Raw genomic sequence first — 23,923 nt, 5'->3', positions numbered from 1 at the left:
CGACCACCGCGTCGCGGCTCGGCTCGTCGAGGTTGCGCGCCATCGCGGGCTCGGCCGGCGGCAGGCCGAGCAGGTCGGGCGTGATCGGCCCGCCGCGCGCCAGCAGTGCGGCGCGCTCGATCACGTTCTTCAGTTCGCGCACGTTGCCCGGCCAGGCATGCGCGAGCAGCTGGGCGCGCGCCGCATCGCCCAGCGGCGCGCGGCCGGCCAGGAAGTGCTCGGCCAGCGGCAGCACGTCGTCGCGGCGCTGCGCGAGCGGCGGCAGCGCGACCTCGATCACGTTGAGCCGGTAGTACAGGTCTTCGCGGAAGCTGCCGGCGCGCACCATCGCCTTCAGGTCGGCATTGGTCGCGCTGATCACGCGCACCCGCACCTGGCGCGTGCGCGACGAGCCGACGCGCTCGAAGCGCCCGGTCTCGAGCACCCGCAGCAGCTTGACCTGGCCGGGCAGCGGCAGCGTGCCGATCTCGTCGAGGAACAGCGTGCCGCCGTCGGCCGCGTCGAAGCGGCCGTCGCGCGACTTGCCGGCGCCGGTGAAGGCGCCGCTCTCGGCACCGAACAGCTCGGCCTCGATCAGCTCGGCCGGCAGCGCGCCGCAGTTGACCGCGACGAACGGGCCGTCGCGCACCGCCGAGTTGGCATGCACCGTGGCGGCAATGCGCTCCTTGCCGCTGCCGTTGGGCCCGCTGACCAGCACCGGCAGGTCGGAGCGCGCGACCTGGCAGGCCAGTTCCAGCGTGCGCTCCATCGCCTCGGACGCATAGACGATGCCACCCAGGTCGTGGCGCTGCGCGAGTGCCTCGCGGCGGCGGCGGCGCTCGTCGCGCACGCGGGCCACCTCGCGTGTCGATTCGGACAGCTCCAGCAGGTTCTCGACGGTGGCGACCAGCTTCGCATCGTCCCAGGGCTTGGCGAGGTAGTCGGCGGCGCCGGCCTTCACCAGCTCGACAGCAGCCTCGAGCCGCGTCCACGCGGTCAGCAGGATCACCGGCAGGTCGGGCTGGCGCTCGCGGATCGCGCGGAACAGCGCCGCGCCCTCGGCGCCGGAGGTGGTGTCGGCGCTGAAGTTCATGTCCTGGATCACGACGTCGACCGGGCCGCGGTCGAGCGCGGCGAGGCCGTCGGCGGGGGTCAGCGCGACCTCGGCCTGGATGTCGTGCAGCGACAGCAGCAGCGACAGGGCCTGGCCGACCGCGGGGTTGTCGTCGATGATCAGGATGCGGCGCATTCGGCAAGCTTAGCGGGTGGGGCCGGGATCCCGGATTGGCATCCGGGCTACGCGCCTCGCATGACCACCACCGGCGGCAATGCCGCGGCGCGGCGTGCCGGCCCGAGCACCGCGACCTGGCCGAGCACCCACAGCGTCACCGCGCCGATCGGCAGGCACACCCAGGGCAGTTGCGGCAGCTCGTACAGGCTCATCAGCAGCCGGTTGATGCCGTACGCGGCCGTCATGCCGAGCACGATGCCCATCGTCGTGAGCAGGAAGTTCTCGGTCTGGAAGTAGCGCAGTATCTGCACCCGCGACGCGCCGAGCGCGCGCCGCACGCCGATCATCCGCGTGCGCTGCTGCACCCAGAAGCTCGCCAGCCCGACGATGCCGAACGCGGTGACCACCAGCAGCGCGATGCACACCGCGACCAGCAGCGCGGCCATCCAGCGGTCCTGCCGGTAGTACTCGTGGCGCATGTCGTCGAAGGTCTCGCGCTCCATCACGATGCGCTGGCTGTCCACCGCCTGCAGCGCGGCGACCGCGTCCTTCAGCACCCGGTCGCGCTGCGCCGCGTCGGCGACACGCACCAGGTAGTTGCCGTCGTTGTAGACCGGCTGCACCGGCAGCAGCGTCAGGTAGGCGCCGCGCGGACCGTTCGGCTGCGGGATCGACATGTGCTCGACCACGCCGACCACCCGCATCGGCGACGACCCGAACACGTACAGCGAGCGGCCGATCGCGCTGCCCTCGGGGAACAGGCGCGCCGCGGTGCCGCGGTCGACGATCACCGCCGGCACCTTCGGCTCCTCGCGCTCCAGCGCCGAGGCCGGCTGCACTTCCTCCGGCAGGAAATCGCGGCCCTCGACCAGCTTCAGGCCGAGCGTCGCGAGCGCGTTCTCGCCGACCAGGTAGAGCGCGGCGCTGAGGGTCGGCGACGGCTGGTCGGGCGAGATGTTGACGCCGGCATCGGCCGAGCCGTTGCCGAACGGCACGTGGTTGACGCTGGTGGCCGCGTTGACGCCCGGCAGCGCGCGCAGCGTGGCCAGGTCGCGCCGGGTCAGCGCCTCGCCGTTGTCGCGGCGGGCGATGTCGTTGAGCCGGATGTGCAGCAGCTCGGCCTCGGCCAGCCCGGTGGGCGCCTGCATGCGCTCCAGCCGCTCGCCGATCAGGAACAGCGCGTTGCTGACGATCGCGCAGCTCAGCGCGACCTCGAGCACGATCAGCGCGGCGGCGGTCTTGTGGCGGCGCAGCGTCGACAGGATCGGTCGGATGTCCATCATCAGGTTCTCCTTGGTTCTGGCGCGCTCATTGCGACTTGAGTTGCAGCGCCGGCGTCACCTGGCAGGCGCGCCAGGCCGGCAGCAGCCCGGCGGCCAGGCTGGCCACCAGCGCGAGCACCAGCGTGGTGGCGAGCATCGGGGCGTCGAGGTAGGCGAGCTGCGCGTAGCTGGCCGGGTTCTGGCGCACGCCCCACAGGCCGAGCAGCGCGAGGCCGAGCCCGAGGACGCCGCCGACGAGGCCGATGCTGCCGGCCTCGACCAGGAACTGCCCGAAGATCGCGCGCCGCGTGGCGCCGAGCGCGCGCCGCACCGCGATCTCCGGCGCGCGGCGCATGCACTTGGCGAGCAGCAGCCCGACGGTGTTGGTCAGGCACACCAGCAGGAAGCCGAACGCGAGCCACAGCTGCAGGTGCACGTCGCCCGGCACGACGTGCCTGAACTCCATGCGCTCGGTGACGTTGCGCAGGCGCACGTTGGTCGGTCGCTCGAAGCGGCCGGCCGCGCGCTGCTGTTCGGAGTAGTCGGTGAGGTACTGCCGCAAGGCCAGCGCATCGGCCGCCGACGGCATCTGCACCCAGTACTGCAGCCAGGCGCAGGGCGCGTTGAGGGCGCGCGGATCGGGCGTGGTGCGGTTGCCCCAGCAGGTCAGGCTGCCGGCGATCGGCAGCCGGGCCTGCAGCGCGGTCGACAGCGGCGTGAACACCTGCTCGGTCTTCGCGAAGCGCCCGGCGAACAGGTCGTAGTAGTGCGGCACCGGGCGCCACGGCGCGAGCACGCCGACGATGCGCAGGTCGTGGTCGCCGGCGCGCAGCATGCGGCCGGTGCTGTCGGCGCCGTCGAACAGCTTCTGGTTCAGCTCGTGCGAGATCACCGCGACGCGCGCGCCGGCCGCGTCGTCGGCCGCCTCCCAGCCGTGGCCGTAGCGCCACGGCGTCTCGAACATCGGGAAGAAGTCGGCGGTGGTGTAGCGGGCGCTCGCGAAGAACGGCGGCCGGTCGCTCTGCGCCGGCTGCACCGCGACCGAGCCGCCGGTCATCATCACCTGGCGTTCGCCGCGCTTGTCGCGCAGCAGGGCCTCGGCGTCGAAGCGGGTCAGCTGTTCGAGCGGTTCCGAGCCGGGCGGCGAGCCGCCGCGTTCGTTGGCGTCGAGCTGCACGTAGAAGAGCCGGTCGCTCTTGCCGGGGATCGGGTCGCCGGACAGCACGTGGAACACCGTCAGCGTGGTCATGCTGGCGCCGATGCCGAGCGCGATGGCGAGCACCATCAGGGCCGTCAGCGCGGGGCTGCGCCGGAAGCTGCGCAGCGCCAGGTCGAGGTGGTAGCCGAACATGGTGCGGTCTCCTATTTCAGCAAGGTGTTGACGGCGGCCAGGTCGGCTTCGTCGATGCGGCCGACCGCCTGCAGCAGCAGCAGCCGGCTCAGCACGAACTGGTGGCGCGCCTGCGAGGACGAGGCCTGCGCCGAGGCCTGGGTCTGGATCGCGAGCAGCAGGTCGGTCATCGTCTGCGTGCCGAGCTCGTGGCCGATGCGGGTGGAGGCCAGGGCCCGGCCGGCCGAGTCGACCCCGGCGCGCGTCGCATCGATGCGGCCGATGCCGGCGGCGACGCTGCGGTACTGCTCCAGCGTCTCGCGCGCGACGCGGCGGCGGCGCTGTTCGTAGTCGTCGCGCGCGGCATCCTGCTGGTGGAACGCCTGGCGCAGCTGGGACTGCGTGGCGCCGCCGGCGAACAGCGGCACGTTGAGCACCAGGCCGATGCTCGCGACGTTGCGGCCGTCGGTGTTGCTGGCCGGCGTCGGCCAAGCCGCGGCACGGCCTACGCCGAGATGGGCGCTGAGCGTCGGCAGGTGGCCGGCGCGGGCGGCGGCGATGCTCTGCCCGGCCGCATCGACGACATGGCGCTGCGCCGACAGCGTCGGGTTGTGCAGCAGTGCGTCGTCGACCCAGGCCTGCGGATCGGCCGGTGCCGGCAGCGCCATCGGCAGCTCGTCCTGCAGGCGGTTCAGCGCCGGCGCGGGCTGGCCGGTGATCTCGGACAGTGCCTCGCGCGCGTCGTCACGCGCCTCGCGGGCATCGATGCTGGCGGCGCGCGCGGCCGCGTGGTAGGCCCGCGCCTGCTCGACGTCGACCTGCGCCGACAGGCCGTTGCGGAAGCGCTGGTCGGACTGCTCGACCTGCTGGCGGAACGCATCCTCGTTGGCCTCGACCTGGCGCACCGCGTCGTCGGCGGTGAGCACGTCGAAATACGCGCGGGCGACGCGGGCGCACAGGGCCTGCTCGGCGGCCCGCACCTGGTCATCCTGCGCGTCGGCCTGCGACTGCGCGACATGCAGTTGCGACAGGCGGGCCACGTCGACCAGCACCTGGTTCAGCGTGACGGAAGCGGTGCGGCTGTTGATGCGCTCGCCGGGGTCGCTGGTGGGTTGGGCGCGGTCGTATGACAGGCCAGCCGAGGCTTGCGGCAGCAGCGGTGCGCGGGCCTGGACGACGCCTTCCTTCGCGATGCCGCGCTGGGCGTCGGCGGCGGACAGCACGGGGTCGGCGCGACGGGCCTGCTGGTAGATCTGCAGCAGGTCGTCGGCTTGGGCTGCCCAGGGTGCGGCTGCCAGCAGGAGTCCTGCGAACCGGCGGCGCATCTCAGGCCACCACTTCGCTCGCAGAACTGAGCCGAAGTTCGTCCGACGCATCCACGACCTGCCCATCGACGACGTGAACGTTGCGCTGCGCCCGCGCCGCCAGTTGCGGATCGTGCGTGACCATCACGATCGTCGCGCCCGAACGGTGCAGTTCCTCCAGCAGCGCCATCACGCTGCGCGCCATCTGGCTGTCGAGGTTGCCGGTCGGTTCGTCGGCCAGCAGCAGGCGCGGGCTGCCGGCCAGTGCGCGCGCGATCGCGACCCGCTGCTGCTGGCCACCGGACAACTCCGCCGGATAGTGCCGTTCGCGTGCTGCCAGCCCGACCCGCTCCAGCGCATCCCGCACGCGGCGACGGCGCTCGTCGGCCTTCATGCCGCGGTAGCGCAGCGGCACCTCGACGTTGTCGGCGATGTTCAGGTCCGGGATCAGGTTGAAGGCCTGGAAGATGAAGCCGATCTTCTCGTTGCGGATGCGCGAACGGGCGTTGTCGTCCAGCTGGCCCACCTCGACGCCATCGAGCAGGTAGCTGCCGCCGGTCGCCGCCTCCAGCAAGCCGGCGATCGTCAGGAAGGTCGTCTTGCCCGAGCCCGACGGGCCGGTCACCGCAACGAACTCGCCCTCCTTCACCTCGAGGTTGAACGCTCGCAGCGCATGGGTCTCGATCACTTCGGTGCGGTAGACCTTGGACAGGCCGGTCATCTTGAGCATGGGAGTCCTTCGATGTCAGTGTTCAATGGGGAGGGTCACTGGCTGACGGCAACGTGCTCGGCGCCCTGGAACAGCTCGGCGCCGGACACCACCACCCGGTCGCCGACGTCGAGGCCGCCGAGGATCTCGACCTTGTCGAGACTGCGCGCGCCGACACGGATCGGCGTCTTGACGGCGATACCGTCGCGCAGCACATAGGCGTGCGCGCCACCGGCCTCGTCGATGAAGCTGCCGCGCTGCACCGCCAGCACGTCGTCGCGCTTGTCCAGCAGCACGCGCACCGCCAGGCGCTGGTTCTGGCGCAGCTGGCTCGGCTGCTCGGTGGCACCACCGCTGAAGCGCAGCCGCGCCGCGACCTCGTTGTTGACGACCTCGGGCGACACCGCGCTGACCGCCGCGCGCCAGGTGTGGCCGTTGCCGCTGATCTCGCCCGGCATGCCGACACCCAGGTCGCGCGCGAAGCTCTCGGCCACCTGCATCTGCACCTCCAACGCCGACAGGTCGATCACCGACAGCAGCTGCGCATCCTTCGCGACGTTCGCATGCTCGGCGATGAACAGTTGGCCGACCTGGCCCTCGACCGGCGAGCGCACGGTCAGGCTCTCGACCTGGCGCTGCAGGTCCTTCACCATCAGCAGCTGGCGCGCGTGCGCGAGCTGCCTGGCCTGCACGTCGAACTTCAGGCTGTCGTCCTTCAGCTTCAGGCCGGCCTCGGCATGCTCGAGCGCGATGCGCGCCTTCTGCAGCGTGTCGCGCGCATGCTCGACCTGCATGCCCGACACCGCGCCGGCATCGAACGCCTTCTGCTGGCGCGCCAGGTCGTTCTGCGCGCTGCTGTGGTCGATGCGCGCCGAATCGAAGGCCGCCTGCAGCGCGCCGCGCTGCTGCCGCGCCTCGACATCGGCGCGCAGCACGTCGGCCTTCATCGCGTCGGCGTTCGACAACTCCTGCGCGAGCTTCGCGGCCAGATCGGGGCTGTCGATCAGCGCCAGCACCTGGCCGCGCGCGACGCGGTCGCCGGCATGCACCTTCAGCGTCGCGGCACCGCCACCGGCGGCATACAGCGTCGGGCTGACTGCCGCCACCACCTTGCCTTCGGCCGCGATGTCGCGCACGAACGGGCCACGCTGCACCGTCGCGATCAGCAGGCGCGAGGCCGAGACCGACGGGCCGGACGACCAGCCGTGGCGCAGCGTTGGCGTCGAGAGCACCATCGCCGCCAGGGCCGCGAGCGACACGCCGATCGCGAGCCACGGCCCGACCCGCATCCGGCGCTTCGGCAGCGGCTGGTCCTGGGCCGAGGTGTCGCGGATCACGGGAGCGTCGTTCGCAGCGTTCATGGGCTGCTTCATTGCAACGCCCGTGCCCGCGCGGGCTGCCGGTGAAAGTACCGCTGAATCAAGGGCTTGGCGCGGATTGCCCCTGGCGCCGACGTGTCCGCGGACACTCACCGGACGGACAACGGACAGCGCGTCGACAATCTGCCGCCATGACGACCGCACCCACCACCGCGGCCACGCACGATGCGCTGGCCACGCTGACCCAGGCCTTCTTCGACGCCGTGTCCTTCGAGCCCGGCGGGCGCCCGCCGTACGAGCGGTTGCACGACCTGTTCATCGACGGCGGCCTGCTGATCCGCAACCTCGGGCCGGCGCCCGAGGTGACGACCGTCGCGCAGTTCATCGCGCCGCGCCAGCGCTCGGTGGAAGCCGGCGAGCTGACGGCGTTCCGCGAAACCGAGCTGGCCGAGATCACCGAGGTGTTCGGCCAGGTGGCGCACCGGATGAGCACCTACGCGAAGGCCGGCACGCTGAACGGCCAGGCCTTCGCGGCGCGCGGCGTGATCTCGACGCAGTTCGTCTCGACCCCGGTCGGCTGGCGCATCAGCGCAATGGCCTGGGACGACGAGCGGCCGGGCGTCGAGATGCCCGCGCGCTACGAACCGCCTGCCGGCTGAACGCTCAGCCCTTGAACGGGTTGGCGGTCGCGAACCACAGGCCGATGCCGGTCGCGATGATGAACGCGCCGTCGAGTACGCCGACCAGCAGGAACACCTTCTGCTGCAGCGGCTCCATCAGCTCGGGCTGGCGTGCCGACGCTTCGAGGTACTTGCTGGCCAGCACGCCGACCCCCAGGCAGGAGCCGATCGCGCCGAGGCCGATCATGTGGCCGACGGCCAGCGGGACGAGGTTGAGGGTGCTGGCATCATTCATGAATGCTCCTTCGGTTGGACATGGCTGCATGCTCGCCGCCTGACCCCCTGCAGTCCATGACCTCCGAGGTCATGCCCATGGAGAACCCGATGCTGTTCGTTCGCAACGTCACCCTGCCCGACGGCCGCCGCGGCCACGATGTGCTCGCGCGCGACGGCCGCATCGAGGCCATCGGCCCCCAGCTGCCGCTGCCCGAGGGCGCGACGCTGCTCGACGGCCAGGGCTGGCTGCTGTCGCCGCCCTTCGTCGACGCCCATTTCCACATGGACGCCACGCTCAGCCACGGCCTGCCGCGCGTCAACCAGAGCGGCACGCTGCTCGAAGGCATCGCGCTGTGGGGTGAGCTGAAGCCGCTGCTGACGCAGGAGGCGCTGGTCGAGCGCGCGTTGCAGTACTGCGACTGGGCAGTGGCCAAGGGGCTGCTCGCGGTGCGCTCGCACGTCGACGTGTGCGACGACCGGCTGCTCGCGGTCGATGCGCTGCTGCACGTCAAGCAGATGGTGAAGCCGTACCTCGACCTGCAGCTCGTCGCGTTCCCGCAGGACGGCGTGCTGCGCTCGCCGACCGCGCTCGGGAACCTCAAACGCGCGCTCGACCGGGGCGTCGACGTGGTCGGCGGCATCCCGCACTTCGAGCGCACGATGGCCGACGGCGCCGAGAGCGTGCGCCTGCTGTGCGAGCTGGCCGCCGAGCGCGGGCTGCGCGTCGACATGCACTGCGACGAGAGCGACGACCCGCTGTCGCGCCACATCGAGACGCTCGCGTTCCACACACAGCGGCTCGGGCTGCACGGCCGCGTCACCGGCTCGCACCTGACCTCGATGCATTCGATGGACAACTACTACGTCAGCAAGCTGCTGCCGCTGATCGCCGAGGCGCAGGTGCATGGGGTCGCCAACCCGCTGATCAACATCACGCTGCAGGGCCGCCACGACAGCTACCCGAAGCGCCGCGGCATGACGCGCGTGCCGGAGCTGATGGCCGCCGGCGTCAACGTCGGCTTCGGCCACGACTGCGTGATGGACCCGTGGTACTCGTCGGGCAGCGCCGACATGCTGGAGGTCGCGCAGATGGGCCTGCACGTCGCGCAGATGACCTCGCAGGCGCAGATGCGGGCCTGCTTCGATGCCGTCACCGTCAACAGCGCGAAGATCCTCGGGCTCGACGGCTACGGGGTGGCCGTGGGCGCGAAAGCGGATTTCGTGCTGCTGCAGGCGCGCGACCCGGTCGAGGCGATCCGGCTGCGCGCGGCGCGGCTCGCGGTGGTGCGCGCCGGGCAGGTCGTCGCACGGACACCGGCGGCCACCGCGACGCTGTCGCTGCCGGGGCGGCCGGGCAGCGTCGACTGGACGCTGCAGCGCTGAACTTTTTCTAGCGGCCTGCGGCCTCGCGGAAGTAGCGGATCCGGTCGTCGTCCGCCGGGTGCGACGCGATCGCGATGCCGAGCCAGCTCGGCTCACCGCCATCCGACCGCTTGCGGCGCTCGTCGGCGATCTTCTCGAAGAAGCGCACCATCGCGTCGGGCGAGATGCCGGCGGCCTTCATCAGGTGCACGCTGTCGGCATCGGCCTCGCGCTCGGCATCGCGCGCATAGCCGGCCTGCCCGAGCACCAGCGGCACGCCAGCCAGCAGGCTGCTGAAGTCGCCGACCACCACGCTCGTCACCACGCCGAGCGCGGTCGCCTGCACCAGCATGCGCAGCCCGTGGCGGTGGCGCACATGGCCCAGTTCATGGCCGAGCACGCCGAGGATCACCGCCTCGTCGCCATCGACCAGCGCGACCAGCTCGTCGGTCAGCACCATCGTGCCGCCGGGCAGCGCGAACGCGTTCGGGCCCAGCGACTTGTCCTTGCCGCGGCGGAACAGCAGCTCGTGCGGCGGCGCCCCCTGCGGCCAGGCCTGTTCGACCGCGCGGTCGAACGCGGCGCGCAACCTGGCCTGCTGCGCCGCCGGCAGTTCGCTGGCCTGCACCAACTGGCCGTCCACCGATTTCATCGCGGCGTTGCCGATCTCGCGGTCGACCGACTGCGGCAGCACCGCGACGACCGCGCGCGCGGCCCACGGCAAGCCCCACAGGTAGCCGGCGGCCAGCAGCAGCACCAGCGCCGCGACGATGCCACCGACCCAACGCCAGCTTTGCTGCGCCTTCACGACCAGCGTCTCGCCGCGGCCGCTGGCGCGCGCCCAGGCGTCCCAGGCGGTGGCCTCGGAGCAGTGCAGCGCACCGCCATCCTTCAGGTGCGCGACGCGCGCGCCGTGGCGGGTGCGCTCCGGCCATTGCACCTCGGCCAGCGGCACGCTGCGCGCGATGCCGTCGCCGGCGATCAGCAGCCGCTCGCCGCTCACGTGGATGCGCACCCGGTGGCTGCGCGCGCTGCGACCGTCGAAGAAGTCGACCTCGAGCGCGGGGGCGGCGGGGGGACCGGACGGGGCGTTCACAGCCCGACGTCGATGCCGAAGAAATCGCCGGCCGCGTCGCCGGCGGCATCGCCCTCATGCCCGGCCTGCGCGACCAGCGCATCGAGGTGGGTGCGGCTGACGATGCCGACCGATTCGAGCCGCAGTCGCGTCAGCGCGACGCGCGCGAACGGCCAGTAGAGGCCGAGCGTCACGACCATGAGCAGCCAGTTCAGCAGCGTCGTGCGCAGCAGCGGCCCGAAGCGCAGCTCGCTCTTGAAGCGCAGGTGCTTGTTGCCGGTGCGCGACCACAGCAGGTTCTGGAAGCGTGACGTGAAGTACGGGCGGGCGAAGACCTGCATCAGCAGCGTCAGCGCCAGGATGACGACGACGCTGAAGACCGTCACCGCGACGCTGCCGGCTCCGCCTCGGTTGCGCATCCAGCCCGCCAGGCTGGAACCGATCACGGTGAACACGCCGAACAGGACGAGGCCGACCCCGAGGCCGGACAGCAGCCAGACGCCGAAGCTCTTCAGGCACAGCCCGTAGAACGCGCCAGGGCCGGCGCGCAGCTCGGTCTGCAGTTGCGCGAACGCATAGTGGTCGTGCTGGTATTTCTTCAGGTTCCACATCAGCAACGGCATCGCCAGCAGCGTGACGCCCATCACCGCGCCGAAGGCCGGACCATACCAGCCGGGCGGGTGGGTCGGGTCGGGCACCGCGAGCAGGACCACCAGCAGCACCGCGCTGGGCGCGAACACCGGCAGCAGTGCGCGGTAGGCGCCGCCGACGCTGCCGGTGAAGCGGAAACGCAGCCCGCGCCAGCTGGTGTTGGCGAGCCGGAACTGCAGCGACGACTTGAACAGTGCCGGCCACAGCAGCGCGACGATCACGAAGGCGACCAGCCCGGCCACCGGCGAGAAACTGCCGGCCGCCGAGTACAGCCCGCCGAGCAGCGCGACCAGCAGGTAGCCGCGCAGCATCTTCTTCGGGTCGCCGTGGAAGCCCAGCGGCTGGCCGGCGACCAGCGTGTTGCCGTAGAAGTAGCGCAGCCGCCGCACCTTGGCCCACGGGAAGTAGAGCCCGGCGGTGACCAGCGTCAGCAGCAGGTTGACGATCCAGATCCGGAAGTATTCGCTGCCGGAGCCGGTGAAGCGGATCGGCAGGCGCTCGTTGAGCGTGCTGTTGTCGAAGCCGGAAGAGATGGTCGCTGGTGGCAGCGTGGCGTCGAGCGTCGAGACGACGCCGTCCAGGCCGGCGCTGTCGATGCTGGCGCTCTGGGCCGGCTGGTCACCGTCGGGCGCGGTGAATCCGTCGTGTGGCGTGGTCATGTCGTGTGCGCCGTGCCCTGTGGATGGGCGGCGTTCTCCCTCGCGAAAACTTTAACACCGTGCTTTGCCGCCGCCATACTCCCCTGTTCGAGGCCATCGGGGAGCGCACCCTTCGCTAGAATCGATTTCACTCCAGGGACACCCACACATGAAACTCATCGGCTCGCTCGCAAGCCCCTATGTGCGCAAGGTGCGCATCGTGATGGCGGAAAAGAAGCTCGACTACCAGTTCGAGCTGGAAGACGTGTGGGCGCGCGACACGATCATGAAGTCCAACCCGCTGGGCAAGGTGCCGGTGCTGGTGATGGAAGGCGGCGAGGCGGTGTTCGACTCGCGCGTGATCGTCGAGTACATCGACACCCGTTCGCCGGTGGGCAAGCTGATCCCCGAGACCGGCCGCGAGCGCACCGAGGTGCGCACCTGGGAGGCGCTGGGCGACGGCCTGCAGGACGCCGCGATCCTGGCCCGCCTGGAGCAGACCTGGGCCGGCCGCAGCGAAGGCCAGCGCAGCGCGGCCTGGGTCAGCCGGCAGATGGACAAGGTGCATGCCTGCCTGGCCGCGATGAGCCAGGGGCTGGGGGACAAGGCCTGGTGCTCGGGGACGCATTTCACGCTGGCCGATATCGCGACCGGCTGCGCGCTGGGGTACCTCGACTTCCGGTTCGCGCACATCGATTGGCGCAGCAGCTATCCCAATCTTGCGAAGCTCTACGAGAAGCTGGCGCTTCGGCAGAGTTTCATCGACACGGCGCCGCCTCGGGGGTGATTTCCGTTCACTGCGTGAGGCTGCTGCCGGGTCTCGCCCCGGCAGCAGCCTCACGCAGTGAACAGAACCCAGCCCTCACGCAGTGAGCGACAACCCATTCGCCCGAATATCGAACTGCAGCTTCTGATAAACCCGGCGGATGCCACAAGCAACCGTATGCACACTCGCATGCCACTGCTGCGCAATCTCGTCGATCAGGTAGCCCTGCGCCAGCCACTGCAGGATCTGCCGCTCCATGCCCGTCAGCACCAGCGGGTTCAGCGCCTCGGTCATCGTGTCGGCCAGCAGGTAGCGCGGCGGCGCCTCGAAATGCGACAGCACCTGGCGCGCAATGTTCGGCGTCATCGGCGATTCGCCGCGCGCCACCTCCTGCAACCCGCTGATCAGCGCCTCGGGCGAATTGGCGTGCACCCAGTAGCCGTCGGCACCGGCCCTTAGCGCCTGCAGCAGCACCGTGTCGTCATGTGACATCAGCGTCACCAGCACCTGCGGGCGCGTCGCCCGCCCACCCTGGCGCAGGTCGCCCAGCAAGCCGTCGACCGGGCCGTCCTGCACCCGCAGGTCGGTCACCAGGATGTCGGGGTCGGTTCGCGCGATCAGCGGACGCGCCTCGTCGACCGTGTGAACCGTGCCAACCACCCGGAAACCCGGGGTGGCGGCGATCAGCGCAGCCAGGTGAGGGCTGGCCTCGTGATCGCGCTGGAGAAGGACGAGGGACTGCATGGAAAATGGTCGGGCACGAAGATCGTCCATTCTTCGATGCGCCACTTTTCGGTGCATCCCCATGACCCCGGGGCACTACCCCCCTCAACTCAGGGGGTCACTCAAGGGGTCATCGCAAAACTGTGCGCCTGCGCCATCGGCCAGTACAGCCTGAACACGTTGTGCGCCGGCCCGCTGCCGTCGAGCAGCGACCCCGGCTTCAGGAACGGCAGCAGGTTCGCCAACAGCTTCACCTCGTGGTCCGCCGAGCGCCGCACGATGTGCGACGCGGTGATCCCGCCCGGGTGCGTCAGCCCCGCCGCCTGCACCAGCTCCTTCAGCGCGCGCAGCGTGTTCTGGTGGTAGTGGAAGACGCGCTCGGACTTGGTCGGCACCACCAGCGCGCGCTGGCGCTGCGGATCCTGCGTGCTGACCCCCGTCGGGCAGTTGCCGGTGTGGCAGGCCTGCGCCTGGATGCAGCCGAGCGCGAACATGAAGCCGCGCGCCGCGTTGCACCAGTCGGCCCCCAAGGCCATCATCCGCGCGATGTCGAACGCGCTGACCACCTTGCCGGCACAGCCGAGCTTCACCTGGTCGCGCAGGTTCAGCCCGACCAGCGTGTTGTGCACCAGCAGCAGCCCCTCCTGCAGCGGCGCACCGACGTGGTCGGTGAACTCCAGCGGCGCCGCACCGGTGCCGCCCTCGGCCCCGTCGACGACGATGAAGTCCGGCGTGATGCCGGTCACGAGCATCGCCTTCGCGAGCGCGAACCACTCCCACGGGTGGCCGATGCACAGCTTGAAACCGGTCGGCTTGCCGCCCGACAGCGTGCGCAGGCGCTCGATGAAATGCATCATCTCGACCGGCGTGTCGAAGGCGCTGTGGCGCGCCGGCGAGATGCAGTCGACCCAGGTCGCGACGCCGCGCGCCTCGGCGATCTCGGGCGTCACCTTCGGGCCGGGCAGCACGCCACCATGGCCTGGCTTCGCGCCCTGGCTCAGCTTCAGCTCGATCATCCGCACCTGCGGCTGGGTCGCGTTGTCGGCGAAGCGCTGCTCGTTGAAGCTGCCGTCGTCATTGCGGCAACCGAAGTAGCCGGAGCCGATCTCCCAGATCAGGTCGCCACCGTTCTCGCGGTGGTGGCGGCTGATGCTGCCCTCGCCGGTGTCGTGCGCGAAACCGCCTCGCTTCGCGCCGGCGTTCAGCGCCAGGATGGCATTCGCCGACAGCGCGCCGAAGCTCATCGCCGAGATGTTGAAGACGCTGGCCGAATAGGGCTGCGCGCGGGTCGCGCCGATCATCACGCGGAAGTCGTGCGTCGGCAGCTCGGTCGGCACCAGCGAATGGTTGATCCATTCGTAGCCCAGCGCGCCGACGTCCATCTGCGTGCCGAAGGGGCGCTTGTCGGAGTCGTTCTTCGCCCGCTGGTAGACCAGCGAGCGCTGCTGGCGCGAGAACGGCGCGGCCTCGTTGTCGCCCTCGATGAAGTACTGCCGCATCTCGGGCCGGATGAACTCCAGCAGGAAACGCAGGTGCCCGATCACCGGGTAGTTGCGCAGCACCGAATGCCGGGTCTGCATCACGTCGCGCGCGCCCACCGCGAGCAGCAGCGTGAAGAGCAGCACATACACCAGCCCGACATGGAAGGCCACCAGCGTGAAGGCGCTGAGCAGCAGCCCGACCGCGCACGCCAGCCAGACGCTGTAGCGGATCGGGAAATAGCGGTTCAGCCGCAGCAGCCAGTCTTGCATCGGGGAGCCTCCTCGTGGTCGCGCGATGGTAGTCGCTCGCCTTGGGGCGGTGACTGTATGCTTGCCCGATGACCCCATCCCTGTTTCGCCGCGCGCTGTGCGGCACCGTGCTGTGCAGCGCCGTCGCCATCGCAGCCGCGGCCGACGCGCTGCCCGACCTGAACGCCACGCTCGCGGGCACCCGCTGGACGCTGCAGACGCTGGGCGGCGAGGCGCAGGCCCAGGTGGCCGGCGGCACGCCGGTGCAACTGACGCTCGACGCCGCGTCGCAGCACCTGAGCGGCCACACCGGCTGCAACCGCCTGATGGGCCGCTTCGTGCAGCGCGGCACGCTGCTGACGCTGTCGCCGCTGGGCACGACGCGCGCGGCCTGCGCCGAACCGGCGATGAAGCAGGAACAGGCGGTGCTGAAGATGCTGCGCGAGATCGACGGCTACCGCGTCGAGAACCGCACGCTCAGCCTGTTGCAGGGCGAGGTGGTGCGGGCGACGTGGAGTGCGCCGGCACCGAAAGAGGCCGTCAAAGAGGCCCCGAAAAAGACGGGCAAGCTGAAGCCGGCAGCGCCCTGAAGCGCCACCGGCCTGCTCACTGGCACATGCTGCGCGGGCTTACTTCTTCGGCTTGCCCGATTCTTCGCTGCGCTCGATCTCGCCGTTCTTCATTGCGCGCTTCGTTTCGGCCTTGACATCGGCCCGGTCGGCCGGCGGGGGCGAGCCGGCGGCCGGCGGCGGCATCTTGTTCAGGTCGCCTTCCGAGGTCTTCATCTCGCCCATGGCCTTCGCGGCCTTGGTGTCCGCCTTGACCTGCTCGCGGGTCGTTTCCGACGTGACGGGCTTGCGCTTGTTGTTGTGCTGCTCGCCGATCGGCACCTTCTTGCCGGCGGCGGCGGCATCCCTGGTTTCGGCCTTGACCTGCTCACGTGTCTTCGGCGCGGACGGGTCCTCGGTGGTGGTCTGGGCCAGCACGGTCTGCGAACCGAAAGCGCCGGCCAGCAGCGCGGAGAGCAAAAGCATCTTGTGGGTCATGGTGATCCCTTTCCGGTGGATGGAGTGATCCCATCAGACCCGGTTGTGCCCCCGCAGCCCATCAGCCGAGGACGGGCGCTGCGGTAGGAAATGCCCGACCCTGCCGTCGGCCCTGTCGTTTCAACCCACCTGCGTCAGCCGAGCAATTTCGCGACCGGATGCCCGCGCAGCCGCTGCGCCTGCGGCATGTCGCTGCCCAGCAGCGGGCGCAGGTACTGGCGGAACGCGTCGGTGACGCCATGGCCGTTGTTGCCAACGCCATCGGCGATGAACACGTCTTCCATCACCCGCGTCTTGCCGGCCACCGCCGCAAGCGGCAGCAGCTCGTAGCGCACCGCGTAGTCGCCGCAGCGCTGGATCGCCACCGAGCCGTCGCGGTCGCCGCGCAGCGCGAACTGCAGCGCGGTCTCGCCGACCTCGCGCGCCTCGCGCTGGTCGACATCCGACACGCAGCCGAGGAACGAGCGCTGCAGGTAGCCGAAGGTGTCGCCGCGCACGCGCTTGATCTTCAGCTGGTCCTTGATCAGGTCGCACAGCAGGTCGGCCAGCGCGCCGGTGCCCGACAGCTGCAGGTTGCCGTGGGCGTCGCGCTCGACCCCGCCCCCGGCCTGTTGCACCAACTGCGCCGCGATCGGCTCGCCCGACGCGTCGTGGATGCCCTCGGAGACGGCGATCACGCAGCGCCCGAGGCGCTGGTGCGTGGCGCGCACGTCGGCCAGGAAGCGCTCGCGCTCGAACACCCGCTCGGGCAGGTAGACGAGGTGTGGGCCGTCGTCCGGGTAGCGGGCGCCGAGCGCGGCGGCGGCGGTCAGGAAACCGGCATGCCGGCCCATCACGACGCCGAGGTAGACGCCCGGCAGCGCCGCGTTGTCGAGGTTGGCCCCGGCGAAGGCCTGCGCGACGAAGCGCGCCGCCGACGCATAGCCCGGCGTGTGGTCGTTGCCCACCAGGTCGTTGTCGATGGTCTTCGGCACGTGGATGCAGCGCAGCGCGTGGCCGGCCTGGCGGGCTTCGTCGCTGACGATGCGCACGGTGTCCGACGAATCGTTGCCGCCGATGTACAGGAAATGGCTGATGCCGTGCGCCTGCAACACCTTCAGGATCGCGCGGCAGTAGGCCAGGTCGGGCTTGTCGCGGGTGCTGCCAAGGGCCGACGCGGGGGTTGCGGCCACCGCCTCGAGCTGCTGCGGGGTCTCGCGCGCGAGGTCGACGAAATCCTCGTCGACGATGCCGCGCACGCCGTGGCGGGCGCCGTAGACCGCCGTCACCTCGGGGAAGCGCTGCGCCGCGAGCACCGCGCCGACCAGCGACTGGTTGATCACGGCGGTCGGGCCACCGCCCTGGGCGATCAGGATCCTGGCTTCGGGCATCGTCGGCATGGCGGCTCCGGTGTCGTGGCGGGAGGCGCCAAGGGTAGCCGTTCTATTTCGTCGAGAACAGCTTGGCGGCGCGGCCCTTCAGCTCCAGCAGCTCGCTCGGGGTCACCGAGTAGGCGCCGGACATGATGTCCACCTCGATGCGGAACTCGACGTCCCGCTTGCCGTTGGTCAGCAAGCCGGAGGTGAATTCGTAGGTTTCGTCCTCGACTGGCATGCCCTCGGCCTTCACGTCGTACTCCTCGTACTGCACGTTGCGGATCTCGCCGCTGGCCAGGTCGAGCATGCCGGTGGAGCGGATGACGGACTCGGTGAGTTCGTCGAAGATGACAATCGGCAGTTTCAGGTCCACAGCAGGCTCCAGGGAAAATCGGTGCGCCATCGTCTTCGATGCGCGGGCCGACATTCTAGGGACCTGCCCGAGGTCCCCCTCCATCAACCCGTTACACGCCCACCCGGAACCCCATCTTGAACATCCACCTGAGCCTCACCCCCCTGATTTCGCTGCTGGCCGGCATCCTGGTGCTGGTCATGCCCAAGCTGCTGAACTTCATCGTCGCGATCTACCTGATCGCGATCGGGCTGATCGGCCTGTTCGGCATGTCGTCGCTGCGGCTGCACTGAAGCGTCCGCGGGCCTCAGCCGTCGAGTTCCTCGTCGGCGGTGATCTTCAGGCTGACCCGCCGCACGCCCTGCACCTCGGTGCGGGCCGTCAGCCGCAGCGGCTCGCCGACCGGCACCGTCTTGCGCAGCCGCACGTCCAGCGAATCGCTGCCGGCGTGCGTCGCGACCCGGCGCGTCCATTCCTGGGCGCCGTTGACCAGCACGCGCAGCCCGTGGTGCGCCTGGTCGTCGCCGGCCGGGTTGGCGACCTCGAAGCTGCAGAAGATCTCGAAGCGGCGGTCTCGCGTCGCGTGCGGCGGGATGTCCAGCTGGGCGGCGTCGCTGTCGCCCGCGTCCTCGATCCAGTGTTCGGCAACATCTGACACGGAAGGCTTCATCGGCTGTCTCGCATGCGCAAAGGTGGGGATGCTAACGAGCAAGCAAAGTCGAGCCGAATGTCAGAGAATTCGCCGATCCACCGGAGAGCGCCATGGGCACCCGTTTCGCACGCACCGCTTTCGCGCTGATCAGCATCGTCGCCATTGCCGGCGCGGTGTTCCGGGTCGCCACCGCCCCCGACCGCATCCGCGAACGCCACCAGACCGCACGGGCGGTCTGCCTGCAAAAGGGCGGCGAGTGGGTCACCGTCGACAACAACGAGATCTGCCGGACGGCCGAGCTGGCCAAGCAGATGTGACGCTGCAAGCTCCGCTCGCCCTGAGCTTGTCGAAGGGTCGGGCTGAGCCTGTCGAAGCCCTTCAGTGACTGATCATCCAGGGCCGCTTGTTGGCGAATGACCGCGGCGCTTTCGCCGCCTCCCCGCTGCGCTTCGGCCCGGCGCAGCACCCACACCCCGCCGGATGCCGGTAGCGCGCCGATTCCTTCGGCTCATGCTGCGCCCGCTCGTTGGTCGCGAGCGCGAAGCGCCGCTCGGCCGGCATGTCGGCCAGCCGCGGTGCCGCCAGCCAGGCGCGCGCCGACGGCATCTCGCAGCGCGGGCAATCGGCCGGCACATCGCGCTCGGCCATGCGCCGCAGCGCATCGAACGGCCCGCACTGCGGGCACTGGTAGTCGTAGGTCGGCATGGTCGGCGCCCCTGGCTCAGAGGTCCGGCGACAGCGGCATCTCCGGTCCGCCCTGGATGTACTTCACCGGCCCGCTCGCGTTCGGCCGGATGTCGAAATCGAAGATCTGCGTCGGCAGCCACAGCGTCGCGCAGGAGTTCGGGATGTCGACCACGCCGCTGATGTGCCCCTGCACCGGCGCGGTGCCGAGGATCGAGTACGCCTGCGCCTTCGAGTAGCCGAACTTCGTCAGGTACTCGATCGCGTTCAGGCAGGCCTGGCGGTACGCGACGTTCACGTCCAGGTAGTGCTGCTTGCCCTGCTCGTCGACCGAGATGCCCTCGAAGATCAGGTAGTCGTTGTAGTGCGGCGTGATCGGGCTCGGCCGGAAGATCGGGTTCCTGATGCCGTACATCGCCATCCCGCCCTTGATCACCTCGACCTTCATGTGCACCCAGCCGGCCATCTCGATCGCGCCGCAGAAGGTGATCTCGCCGTCGCCCTGGCTGAAGTGCAGGTCGCCGACCGACAGGCCCGCGCCCTTCACGTAGACCGGGAAGTAGATCTTCGAGCCGCGCGACAGGTCCTTGATGTCGCAGTTGCCGCCGTGCTCGCGCGGCGGCACGGTGCGCGCCCCTTCGGCTGCTGCCTTGGCCTTCGCGTCGCCGCCCAGCTTGCCCAGGTGCGCGGTGGCCGCGAACGGCGGGTTCGCCAGCGGCGGCACGCGGTCGGGCTCGGTCGCGATCAGGCCGAGCTCGCGCTCGTTCCACTTCTCGAGCAGCGACGGGTCCGGCAGGCAGCCGATCAGCCCCGGGTGGATCAGCCCGGCGTAGTGGACGCCCGGCACATGGCGCGACTTCGTGAACATGCCCTGGATGTCCCAGATCGACTTCTGCGCGAACGGGAAGTGGTCGGTCAGGAAGCCGCCGCCGTTGTTCTTCGAGAAGAAGCCGTTGAAGCCCCACAGGCTGTCGGCCTTGGCGCCGATGTCCAGCAGGTCGACCACCAGCAGGTCGCCCGGCTCGGCACCGTGCACGCCGACCGGGCCCGACAGGAAGTGCACGATCGACAGGTCGATGTCGCGCACGTCGTCGGCGCTGTCGTTGTTCTGGATGAAGCCGCCGGTCCAGTCGTAGGTCTCCAGCACGAAGTCCTCGCCCGGCTTGACCCAGCAGGCCATCGGGATGTCCGGGTGCCAGCGGTTGTGGACTTGCTCGTTCTCGTACGGCGATTGCTTCAGGTCGACCTTGATCAGGGTGTCGGGCATGGTGGGGCTCCTGTGACGAACTTTCAGACGGAAAGGAATTGCTTGATGCGCTGCACGTCGGTGCTCGCGCGCGGGCTCTCGTGCACCAGCCGCCCGCCTTCGATGACGAGCAGCCGGTCGGCCACGTCCAGCGCGAAGCTCAGCACCTGCTCCGAAACGACGATCGTGATCTCGCGCCGCTTGCGGATCTCGTTCAGCGCCCGGGCGATGTCCTTGATGATCGACGGCTGGATGCCTTCGGTCGGCTCGTCGAGCAGCAGCACCTTCGGGTTGGTGACCAGCGCACGCGCGATCGCGAGCTGCTGCTGCTGGCCGCCCGACAGGTTGCCGCCCTTGCGCGAGCGCATCTCGAACAGCACCGGGAACAGCGCGTAGATCTCGTCGGGGATGCGCCGGCTCGCGGCGTTCTCCAGGCCGGTCTGGATGTTCTCCTCGACCGTCAGCGTCGGGAAGATCATGCGGCCCTGCGGCACGTAGGCCAGGCCCTTGCGCACGCGCTGGAAGCTCTCGTCCTTCGTGACCTCGCGGCCGTCGACCTCGATGCTGCCGGACCTGGCCGGCAGCACGCCCATCAGGCTCTTGAACAGCGTGGTCTTGCCCATGCCGTTGCGGCCCATGATCGCGACGGTCTCGTTCTTGTTCGCGTCGAAGTCGATGCCGTGCAAGGCCTCGCTCTGGCCGTAGGCGACGTGCAGGTTCCTGACGGTGAGCATCGCGGTGTCCTCAGTGGCCAAGGTAGACATCGATCACCTTCGGGTCGGCCTGCACCTGCTCCATCGAGCCTTCGGCGAGGATCTTTCCCTGGTGCATCACCGTCACCTTGTGGGCGATCTGCTTGACGAACTCCATGTCGTGCTCGATCACGATCATCGAGCGGCCCTTGCAGATGCGCTTCAGCAGCTCGGCCGTCAGCTCGCGCTCACGCACGCTCATGCCGGCGATCGGCTCGTCGAGCATCAAGAGCTCCGGGTCCTGCATTAGCAGCATGCCGATCTCGAGCCACTGCTTCTGCCCGTGCGACAGCAGGCCCGCCTCCAGCGCGAGCTGCTCGGCCAGGCCGATCTCGGCGGCCACCGACTGCACCGCGTCGCGCACCTCGGCATCGCGCTGGAACGCGAGGGCGCCGAACACGCCGCGCCCGCGCGGGAACGAGACCTCCAGGTTCTGGAACACGCTGAGGTTCTCGTAGATCGACGGCGTCTGGAACTTGCGGCCGATGCCGGCGCGCACGATCTGGTACTCCGGCAGCCGGCTCATCTCGGTGTTCTTGAACTTGATGCTGCCGCCGCTCGCGCGCGTCTTGCCGCAGATCAGGTCGAGCAGCGTGGTCTTGCCGGCGCCGTTCGGGCCGATGATCACGCGCAGCTCGTTCTTGTCGACGTACAGGGTCAGCGCGTCGATCGCCTTGAAGCCGTCGAACGAGACGGTCAGGTCCTCGACCGCCAGCACGAAATCGGTGTTGCTCATGACGCCCTCCAGGCCGTTTCGGTCCGCGGCGCACCCTTGCGCAGGCTCATGCGCCGGACCCACCACGGCTTCAGCTTGTCGGCGTACAACCCGGCCAGCCCGTCGGGGAACGCCAGCACCACGCCGAGGAACATCGCCGCCATCAGGAACAGCCACAGGTCGGGCAGGCTCTCGGAGAAGTAGGTCTTGCCGAAGTTGACGAGCAGCGCGCCGTACACCGCCCCCACCAGCGACATGCGCCCGCCGACCGCCGCGAAGATCACCATCTCGATGCTCGGAACGATCCCCACCAGCGACGGCGACATGAAGCCCACCTGCAGCGTGAACAGCGCCCCGCCGATGGCCGACAGCAGCGCCGCCAGGCAGAACGCGAACACCCGGAACATCGCGACGTCGTAGCCCGAGAAGCGCACCCGGTCTTCCTTGTCGCGCATCGCGAGCAGCAGCGTGCCGAGCTTGCTCATCTGGATCCAGCGGCACACGACGATAGCCCCGATCAGCAGCGCCACCGTCAGGAAGTACAGGATGTACTTCGCGCTGTTGGTGCGCGTGTCCCAGCCGAGCAGCGTCTTCAGGTCGGTCATGCCGTTGACGCCGCCGGTGTAGCCCTGCTGGCCGATGATCAGCACCGTGAGGATCAGCGCCACCGCCTGCGTGATGATCGCGAAGTACACGCCGCCGACGCGCCGCTTGAACATCGCGAAGCCGATCACGAAGGCCAGCAGCGTCGGCACCACCAGGATCGCGAGCAGCGCGAACGGGAAGTGGCGGAACGGCTCCCACCACAGCGGCAGCGCGGTGATCTGGTTCCAGTCCATGAAGTCGGGAATGCCGGGTGTCGACTGGATCTTGGTGGTGATGGGGTCGCTCGCCTCGAGCTTCAGGAACATCGCCATGCCGTAGCCGCCGAGGCCGAAGAACACGCCCTGCCCCAGGCTCAGCACGCCGCCGTAGCCCCACAACATCACGAGGCCGAGGGCCACGAACGCGTAGCTCAGGTACTTGCCGACCAGGTTGAGCCGGAACAGGTCGAAGGCCAGCGGGAACACCACCGCCAGCACCACGGCCAGCAGCAGCACGCTGCCCATGCCGCTGCGGTCCAGCCACTGCCTGATGCGATTCATCGGATTGCCTCTTGGGGAAGGGAGAGAAGCAGTCAACGCCGCACCTTGGCCGCGAACAGCCCCTGCGGCCGCAGCATCAGGATCAGCACGATCATCGACAGCGTCAGCACCTTGGCCATCGAGCCGGTGATGAAGAACTCGGCGATCGACTGCGTCTGCGCGATGCCGAAGGCCGAGACCACGGTGCCCAGCAGGCTGGCCGCGCCGCCGAAGGTGACGACCAGGAAGGCGTCGACGATGTAGAGCGAGCCGCTGGTCGGGCCGGTGGAGCCGATGGTGGTGAAGGCCGCGCCCGCGACGCCGGCGATGCCGCAGCCGATCGCGAACGTCAGCCGGTCGGTCTTGCGGGTGTTGATGCCGGTCGCGTTGGCCATCACGCGGTTGGCCACCGTGGCGCGCACCCGCAGGCCCCAGCGCGAGCGGTACAGCGCGAGCAGCACGCCGCCGGTGACGACCGCCGTCAGCGCCATCACGAACAGGCCGTTGATCGGGATGTCGAGGCCGGGCGATGGGGCCCACGAGCCCATCAGCCAGTCGGGCAGCGTGGGGCTCACCTCCTTCGCGCCGAAGGTCGAGCGGAAGATCTGCTGCATGCCCAGCGACAGGCCCCAGGTGGCGAGCAGCGTGTCGAGCGGGCGTCGGTACAGGTGGCGGATGAACAGCCACTCGACCGCCCAGCCGGCGGCGAACGCGAAGCCGAAGGCCGCGACGATCGCGACCGGGAAGTACGCGCCGATCAGCTTCGGCGCGTAGCTTTCGGCCAGGTGCGAGAACAGGTAGATCGTGTAGGCGCCGATCGTCATGAACTCGCCATGCGCCATGTTGATGACGCCCATCTGGCCAAAGATGATGGCAAGGCCCAGGCCCATCAGCAGCAGCACCGAGAACAGGCTCAGGCCGGCGAAGCCTTGCATCAGGCTGATGTTCAGCATTTCGGAGAGCGTCATGGTTCACCCGCGCGGCAAAGGTTCTGATCCAGCGAACACCGTGGATCCGGCTTT

27 protein-coding genes are annotated in these 23,923 nt (G+C 69.7%); 6 read left to right on the top strand and 21 right to left on the bottom strand.

Translation table 11 applies throughout. From position 1 onward, the window contains the following. The 6 genes from ACXJLU_RS10705 to ACXJLU_RS10680 all read right to left on the bottom strand — a co-directional run. Positions 1 to 1,228 (bottom strand): sigma-54-dependent transcriptional regulator (locus ACXJLU_RS10705; RefSeq protein WP_457330628.1); only part of this gene is annotated, 1,228 nt, incomplete at its 3' end. 47 nt (positions 1,229 to 1,275) lie between these two features. Then, complete coding sequence (locus ACXJLU_RS10700) at positions 1,276 to 2,493, bottom strand: ABC transporter permease (RefSeq protein ID WP_457330626.1); 1,218 nt, start codon at positions 2,491 to 2,493, stop codon at positions 1,276 to 1,278. Positions 2,494 to 2,518: 25 nt separating this feature from the next. Further along, entirely contained in the window at positions 2,519 to 3,823 is a 1,305-nt protein-coding gene (locus tag ACXJLU_RS10695) for an ABC transporter permease (protein WP_457330624.1), read from the bottom strand. A gap of 11 nt (positions 3,824 to 3,834) precedes the next feature. After that, entirely contained in the window at positions 3,835 to 5,127 is a 1,293-nt protein-coding gene (locus tag ACXJLU_RS10690) for a TolC family outer membrane protein (protein WP_457330622.1), read from the bottom strand. 1 nt (position 5,128) lies between these two features. Next, positions 5,129 to 5,836, bottom strand: coding sequence for an ABC transporter ATP-binding protein (locus ACXJLU_RS10685; RefSeq protein WP_457330620.1), 708 nt, complete (start codon positions 5,834 to 5,836; stop codon positions 5,129 to 5,131). A gap of 35 nt (positions 5,837 to 5,871) precedes the next feature. Further along, positions 5,872 to 7,176 carry an efflux RND transporter periplasmic adaptor subunit gene (locus tag ACXJLU_RS10680; protein WP_457330618.1) on the bottom strand — a complete coding sequence of 435 codons (1,305 nt, stop codon included), beginning with the start codon at positions 7,174 to 7,176 and terminating at the stop codon, positions 5,872 to 5,874. Between the two features lie 149 nt (positions 7,177 to 7,325). Here ACXJLU_RS10680 and ACXJLU_RS10675 point away from each other — a divergent pair, with 149 nt between their 5' ends. After that, a complete protein-coding gene (locus ACXJLU_RS10675) occupies positions 7,326 to 7,793 on the top strand; it encodes a hypothetical protein (RefSeq protein ID WP_457330616.1) in 468 nt (155 codons plus the stop codon). 4 nt (positions 7,794 to 7,797) lie between these two features. Here ACXJLU_RS10675 and atpE read toward each other — a convergent pair whose 3' ends face one another. After that, positions 7,798 to 8,049, bottom strand: a complete 252-nt coding sequence (atpE, locus tag ACXJLU_RS10670) for a F0F1 ATP synthase subunit C (protein WP_073468335.1) — start codon at positions 8,047 to 8,049, stop codon at positions 7,798 to 7,800. Positions 8,050 to 8,105: 56 nt separating this feature from the next. Here atpE and ACXJLU_RS10665 point away from each other — a divergent pair, with 56 nt between their 5' ends. After that, entirely contained in the window at positions 8,106 to 9,413 is a 1,308-nt protein-coding gene (locus tag ACXJLU_RS10665) for an amidohydrolase family protein (RefSeq protein ID WP_457330614.1), read from the top strand. A 7-nt stretch (positions 9,414 to 9,420) separates the two neighbouring features. On the opposite strand, the gene ACXJLU_RS10660 is transcribed toward ACXJLU_RS10665, so the two are convergent. Both ACXJLU_RS10660 and ACXJLU_RS10655 read right to left on the bottom strand, forming a co-directional pair. Next, positions 9,421 to 10,488 (bottom strand): M48 family metallopeptidase, encoded by a 1,068-nt coding sequence (locus ACXJLU_RS10660; RefSeq protein ID WP_457330612.1) that lies wholly within the window; start codon positions 10,486 to 10,488, stop codon positions 9,421 to 9,423. Continuing rightward, a complete protein-coding gene (locus ACXJLU_RS10655; protein WP_457330610.1) occupies positions 10,485 to 11,777 on the bottom strand; it encodes a YjgN family protein in 1,293 nt (430 codons plus the stop codon). Before ACXJLU_RS10655 ends, ACXJLU_RS10660 begins: the two co-directional genes overlap by 4 nt. Positions 11,778 to 11,925: 148 nt before the next feature. On the opposite strand from ACXJLU_RS10655, the gene ACXJLU_RS10650 reads away from it, so the two are divergent. Further along, positions 11,926 to 12,543, top strand: a complete 618-nt coding sequence (locus ACXJLU_RS10650) for a glutathione S-transferase N-terminal domain-containing protein (protein WP_457330608.1) — start codon at positions 11,926 to 11,928, stop codon at positions 12,541 to 12,543. A 75-nt stretch (positions 12,544 to 12,618) separates the two neighbouring features. On the opposite strand, the gene ACXJLU_RS10645 is transcribed toward ACXJLU_RS10650, so the two are convergent. Together ACXJLU_RS10645 and ACXJLU_RS10640 are read right to left on the bottom strand one after the other, a co-directional pair. Continuing rightward, positions 12,619 to 13,323 (bottom strand): LuxR C-terminal-related transcriptional regulator, encoded by a 705-nt coding sequence (locus ACXJLU_RS10645; RefSeq protein ID WP_159445398.1) that lies wholly within the window; start codon positions 13,321 to 13,323, stop codon positions 12,619 to 12,621. Between the two features lie 44 nt (positions 13,324 to 13,367). Further along, positions 13,368 to 14,996 (bottom strand): FMN-binding glutamate synthase family protein, encoded by a 1,629-nt coding sequence (locus tag ACXJLU_RS10640; protein WP_457330606.1) that lies wholly within the window; start codon positions 14,994 to 14,996, stop codon positions 13,368 to 13,370. 68 nt (positions 14,997 to 15,064) lie between these two features. Here ACXJLU_RS10640 and ACXJLU_RS10635 point away from each other — a divergent pair, with 68 nt between their 5' ends. Beyond that, the gene (locus tag ACXJLU_RS10635; protein WP_457330604.1) at positions 15,065 to 15,565 is read left to right on the top strand and encodes an META domain-containing protein; all 501 of its coding nucleotides are present in this window, start codon (positions 15,065 to 15,067) and stop codon (positions 15,563 to 15,565) included. A 39-nt stretch (positions 15,566 to 15,604) separates the two neighbouring features. Here the strand turns inward: ACXJLU_RS10635 and ACXJLU_RS10630 are convergent, their stop codons facing one another. From ACXJLU_RS10630 to ACXJLU_RS10620, 3 genes are all read right to left on the bottom strand, one after another. Then, positions 15,605 to 16,021 (bottom strand): DUF4148 domain-containing protein, encoded by a 417-nt coding sequence (locus ACXJLU_RS10630; protein WP_457330602.1) that lies wholly within the window; start codon positions 16,019 to 16,021, stop codon positions 15,605 to 15,607. Positions 16,022 to 16,155: 134 nt separating this feature from the next. Continuing rightward, positions 16,156 to 17,391: a 6-phosphofructokinase gene (locus tag ACXJLU_RS10625; RefSeq protein ID WP_457330639.1), complete on the bottom strand. Its 1,236-nt coding sequence runs from the start codon at positions 17,389 to 17,391 to the stop codon at positions 16,156 to 16,158. A 52-nt stretch (positions 17,392 to 17,443) separates the two neighbouring features. Beyond that, positions 17,444 to 17,749, bottom strand: a complete 306-nt coding sequence (locus ACXJLU_RS10620; protein ID WP_073465206.1) for a hypothetical protein — start codon at positions 17,747 to 17,749, stop codon at positions 17,444 to 17,446. Between the two features lie 116 nt (positions 17,750 to 17,865). On the opposite strand from ACXJLU_RS10620, the gene ACXJLU_RS10615 reads away from it, so the two are divergent. After that, positions 17,866 to 18,021 carry a DUF3096 domain-containing protein gene (locus ACXJLU_RS10615; RefSeq protein ID WP_073465030.1) on the top strand — a complete coding sequence of 52 codons (156 nt, stop codon included), beginning with the start codon at positions 17,866 to 17,868 and terminating at the stop codon, positions 18,019 to 18,021. Between the two features lie 14 nt (positions 18,022 to 18,035). On the opposite strand, the gene ACXJLU_RS10610 is transcribed toward ACXJLU_RS10615, so the two are convergent. Continuing rightward, complete coding sequence (locus ACXJLU_RS10610; protein ID WP_457330599.1) at positions 18,036 to 18,398, bottom strand: hypothetical protein; 363 nt, start codon at positions 18,396 to 18,398, stop codon at positions 18,036 to 18,038. A 92-nt stretch (positions 18,399 to 18,490) separates the two neighbouring features. Here ACXJLU_RS10610 and ACXJLU_RS10605 point away from each other — a divergent pair, with 92 nt between their 5' ends. Further along, positions 18,491 to 18,697, top strand: coding sequence for a hypothetical protein (locus tag ACXJLU_RS10605; RefSeq protein ID WP_073465034.1), 207 nt, complete (start codon positions 18,491 to 18,493; stop codon positions 18,695 to 18,697). 61 nt (positions 18,698 to 18,758) lie between these two features. Here ACXJLU_RS10605 and ACXJLU_RS10600 read toward each other — a convergent pair whose 3' ends face one another. From ACXJLU_RS10600 to urtB, 6 genes are read right to left on the bottom strand one after another with little or no spacing between them, the layout of a single operon-like run. Continuing rightward, positions 18,759 to 19,085 carry an FmdB family zinc ribbon protein gene (locus ACXJLU_RS10600; RefSeq protein ID WP_457330597.1) on the bottom strand — a complete coding sequence of 109 codons (327 nt, stop codon included), beginning with the start codon at positions 19,083 to 19,085 and terminating at the stop codon, positions 18,759 to 18,761. Between the two features lie 16 nt (positions 19,086 to 19,101). Continuing rightward, complete coding sequence (gene fmdA, locus ACXJLU_RS10595) at positions 19,102 to 20,331, bottom strand: formamidase (RefSeq protein ID WP_457330595.1); 1,230 nt, start codon at positions 20,329 to 20,331, stop codon at positions 19,102 to 19,104. Between the two features lie 23 nt (positions 20,332 to 20,354). After that, the gene (urtE, locus tag ACXJLU_RS10590; RefSeq protein WP_457330593.1) at positions 20,355 to 21,044 is read right to left on the bottom strand and encodes an urea ABC transporter ATP-binding subunit UrtE; all 690 of its coding nucleotides are present in this window, start codon (positions 21,042 to 21,044) and stop codon (positions 20,355 to 20,357) included. A gap of 10 nt (positions 21,045 to 21,054) precedes the next feature. Beyond that, positions 21,055 to 21,798: an urea ABC transporter ATP-binding protein UrtD gene (gene urtD / locus ACXJLU_RS10585; protein WP_073465043.1), complete on the bottom strand. Its 744-nt coding sequence runs from the start codon at positions 21,796 to 21,798 to the stop codon at positions 21,055 to 21,057. Next, a complete protein-coding gene (urtC, locus tag ACXJLU_RS10580) occupies positions 21,795 to 22,922 on the bottom strand; it encodes an urea ABC transporter permease subunit UrtC (protein WP_457330591.1) in 1,128 nt (375 codons plus the stop codon). The genes urtD and urtC overlap by 4 nt, the downstream gene beginning before the upstream one ends. Before the next feature lie 32 nt (positions 22,923 to 22,954). Continuing rightward, the gene (gene urtB / locus ACXJLU_RS10575) at positions 22,955 to 23,869 is read right to left on the bottom strand and encodes an urea ABC transporter permease subunit UrtB (RefSeq protein WP_457330589.1); all 915 of its coding nucleotides are present in this window, start codon (positions 23,867 to 23,869) and stop codon (positions 22,955 to 22,957) included. Positions 23,870 to 23,923 lie beyond the last annotated feature (54 nt).

Source organism: Rhizobacter sp. P5_C2, from assembly GCF_054049715.1.
This window is presented reverse-complemented; position numbering and strand designations above follow the sequence as displayed.

Coding starts and splice junctions, on each gene's coding strand:
- ACXJLU_RS10625 (WP_457330639.1), bottom strand. CDS start 17,391: ATGCCCGAAGCCAGGATCCTGATCGCCCAGGGCGGTGGCCCGACCGCC.
- ACXJLU_RS10630 (WP_457330602.1), bottom strand. CDS start 16,021: ATGACCCACAAGATGCTTTTGCTCTCCGCGCTGCTGGCCGGCGCTTTC.
- urtB (WP_457330589.1), bottom strand. CDS start 23,869: ATGACGCTCTCCGAAATGCTGAACATCAGCCTGATGCAAGGCTTCGCC.
- ACXJLU_RS10650 (WP_457330608.1), top strand. CDS start 11,926: ATGAAACTCATCGGCTCGCTCGCAAGCCCCTATGTGCGCAAGGTGCGC.
- ACXJLU_RS10645 (WP_159445398.1), bottom strand. CDS start 13,323: ATGCACCGAAAAGTGGCGCATCGAAGAATGGACGATCTTCGTGCCCGA.
- ACXJLU_RS10690 (WP_457330622.1), bottom strand. CDS start 5,127: ATGCGCCGCCGGTTCGCAGGACTCCTGCTGGCAGCCGCACCCTGGGCA.
- urtC (WP_457330591.1), bottom strand. CDS start 22,922: ATGAATCGCATCAGGCAGTGGCTGGACCGCAGCGGCATGGGCAGCGTG.
- ACXJLU_RS10685 (WP_457330620.1), bottom strand. CDS start 5,836: ATGCTCAAGATGACCGGCCTGTCCAAGGTCTACCGCACCGAAGTGATC.
- ACXJLU_RS10610 (WP_457330599.1), bottom strand. CDS start 18,398: ATGAAGCCTTCCGTGTCAGATGTTGCCGAACACTGGATCGAGGACGCG.
- ACXJLU_RS10680 (WP_457330618.1), bottom strand. CDS start 7,176: ATGAACGCTGCGAACGACGCTCCCGTGATCCGCGACACCTCGGCCCAG.
- ACXJLU_RS10675 (WP_457330616.1), top strand. CDS start 7,326: ATGACGACCGCACCCACCACCGCGGCCACGCACGATGCGCTGGCCACG.
- ACXJLU_RS10700 (WP_457330626.1), bottom strand. CDS start 2,493: ATGATGGACATCCGACCGATCCTGTCGACGCTGCGCCGCCACAAGACC.
- ACXJLU_RS10600 (WP_457330597.1), bottom strand. CDS start 19,085: ATGCCGACCTACGACTACCAGTGCCCGCAGTGCGGGCCGTTCGATGCG.
- ACXJLU_RS10665 (WP_457330614.1), top strand. CDS start 8,106: ATGACCTCCGAGGTCATGCCCATGGAGAACCCGATGCTGTTCGTTCGC.
- ACXJLU_RS10695 (WP_457330624.1), bottom strand. CDS start 3,823: ATGTTCGGCTACCACCTCGACCTGGCGCTGCGCAGCTTCCGGCGCAGC.
- fmdA (WP_457330595.1), bottom strand. CDS start 20,331: ATGCCCGACACCCTGATCAAGGTCGACCTGAAGCAATCGCCGTACGAG.
- ACXJLU_RS10605 (WP_073465034.1), top strand. CDS start 18,491: ATGGGCACCCGTTTCGCACGCACCGCTTTCGCGCTGATCAGCATCGTC.
- ACXJLU_RS10635 (WP_457330604.1), top strand. CDS start 15,065: ATGACCCCATCCCTGTTTCGCCGCGCGCTGTGCGGCACCGTGCTGTGC.
- ACXJLU_RS10640 (WP_457330606.1), bottom strand. CDS start 14,996: ATGCAAGACTGGCTGCTGCGGCTGAACCGCTATTTCCCGATCCGCTAC.
- atpE (WP_073468335.1), bottom strand. CDS start 8,049: ATGAATGATGCCAGCACCCTCAACCTCGTCCCGCTGGCCGTCGGCCAC.
- urtD (WP_073465043.1), bottom strand. CDS start 21,798: ATGAGCAACACCGATTTCGTGCTGGCGGTCGAGGACCTGACCGTCTCG.
- ACXJLU_RS10655 (WP_457330610.1), bottom strand. CDS start 11,777: ATGACCACGCCACACGACGGATTCACCGCGCCCGACGGTGACCAGCCG.
- urtE (WP_457330593.1), bottom strand. CDS start 21,044: ATGCTCACCGTCAGGAACCTGCACGTCGCCTACGGCCAGAGCGAGGCC.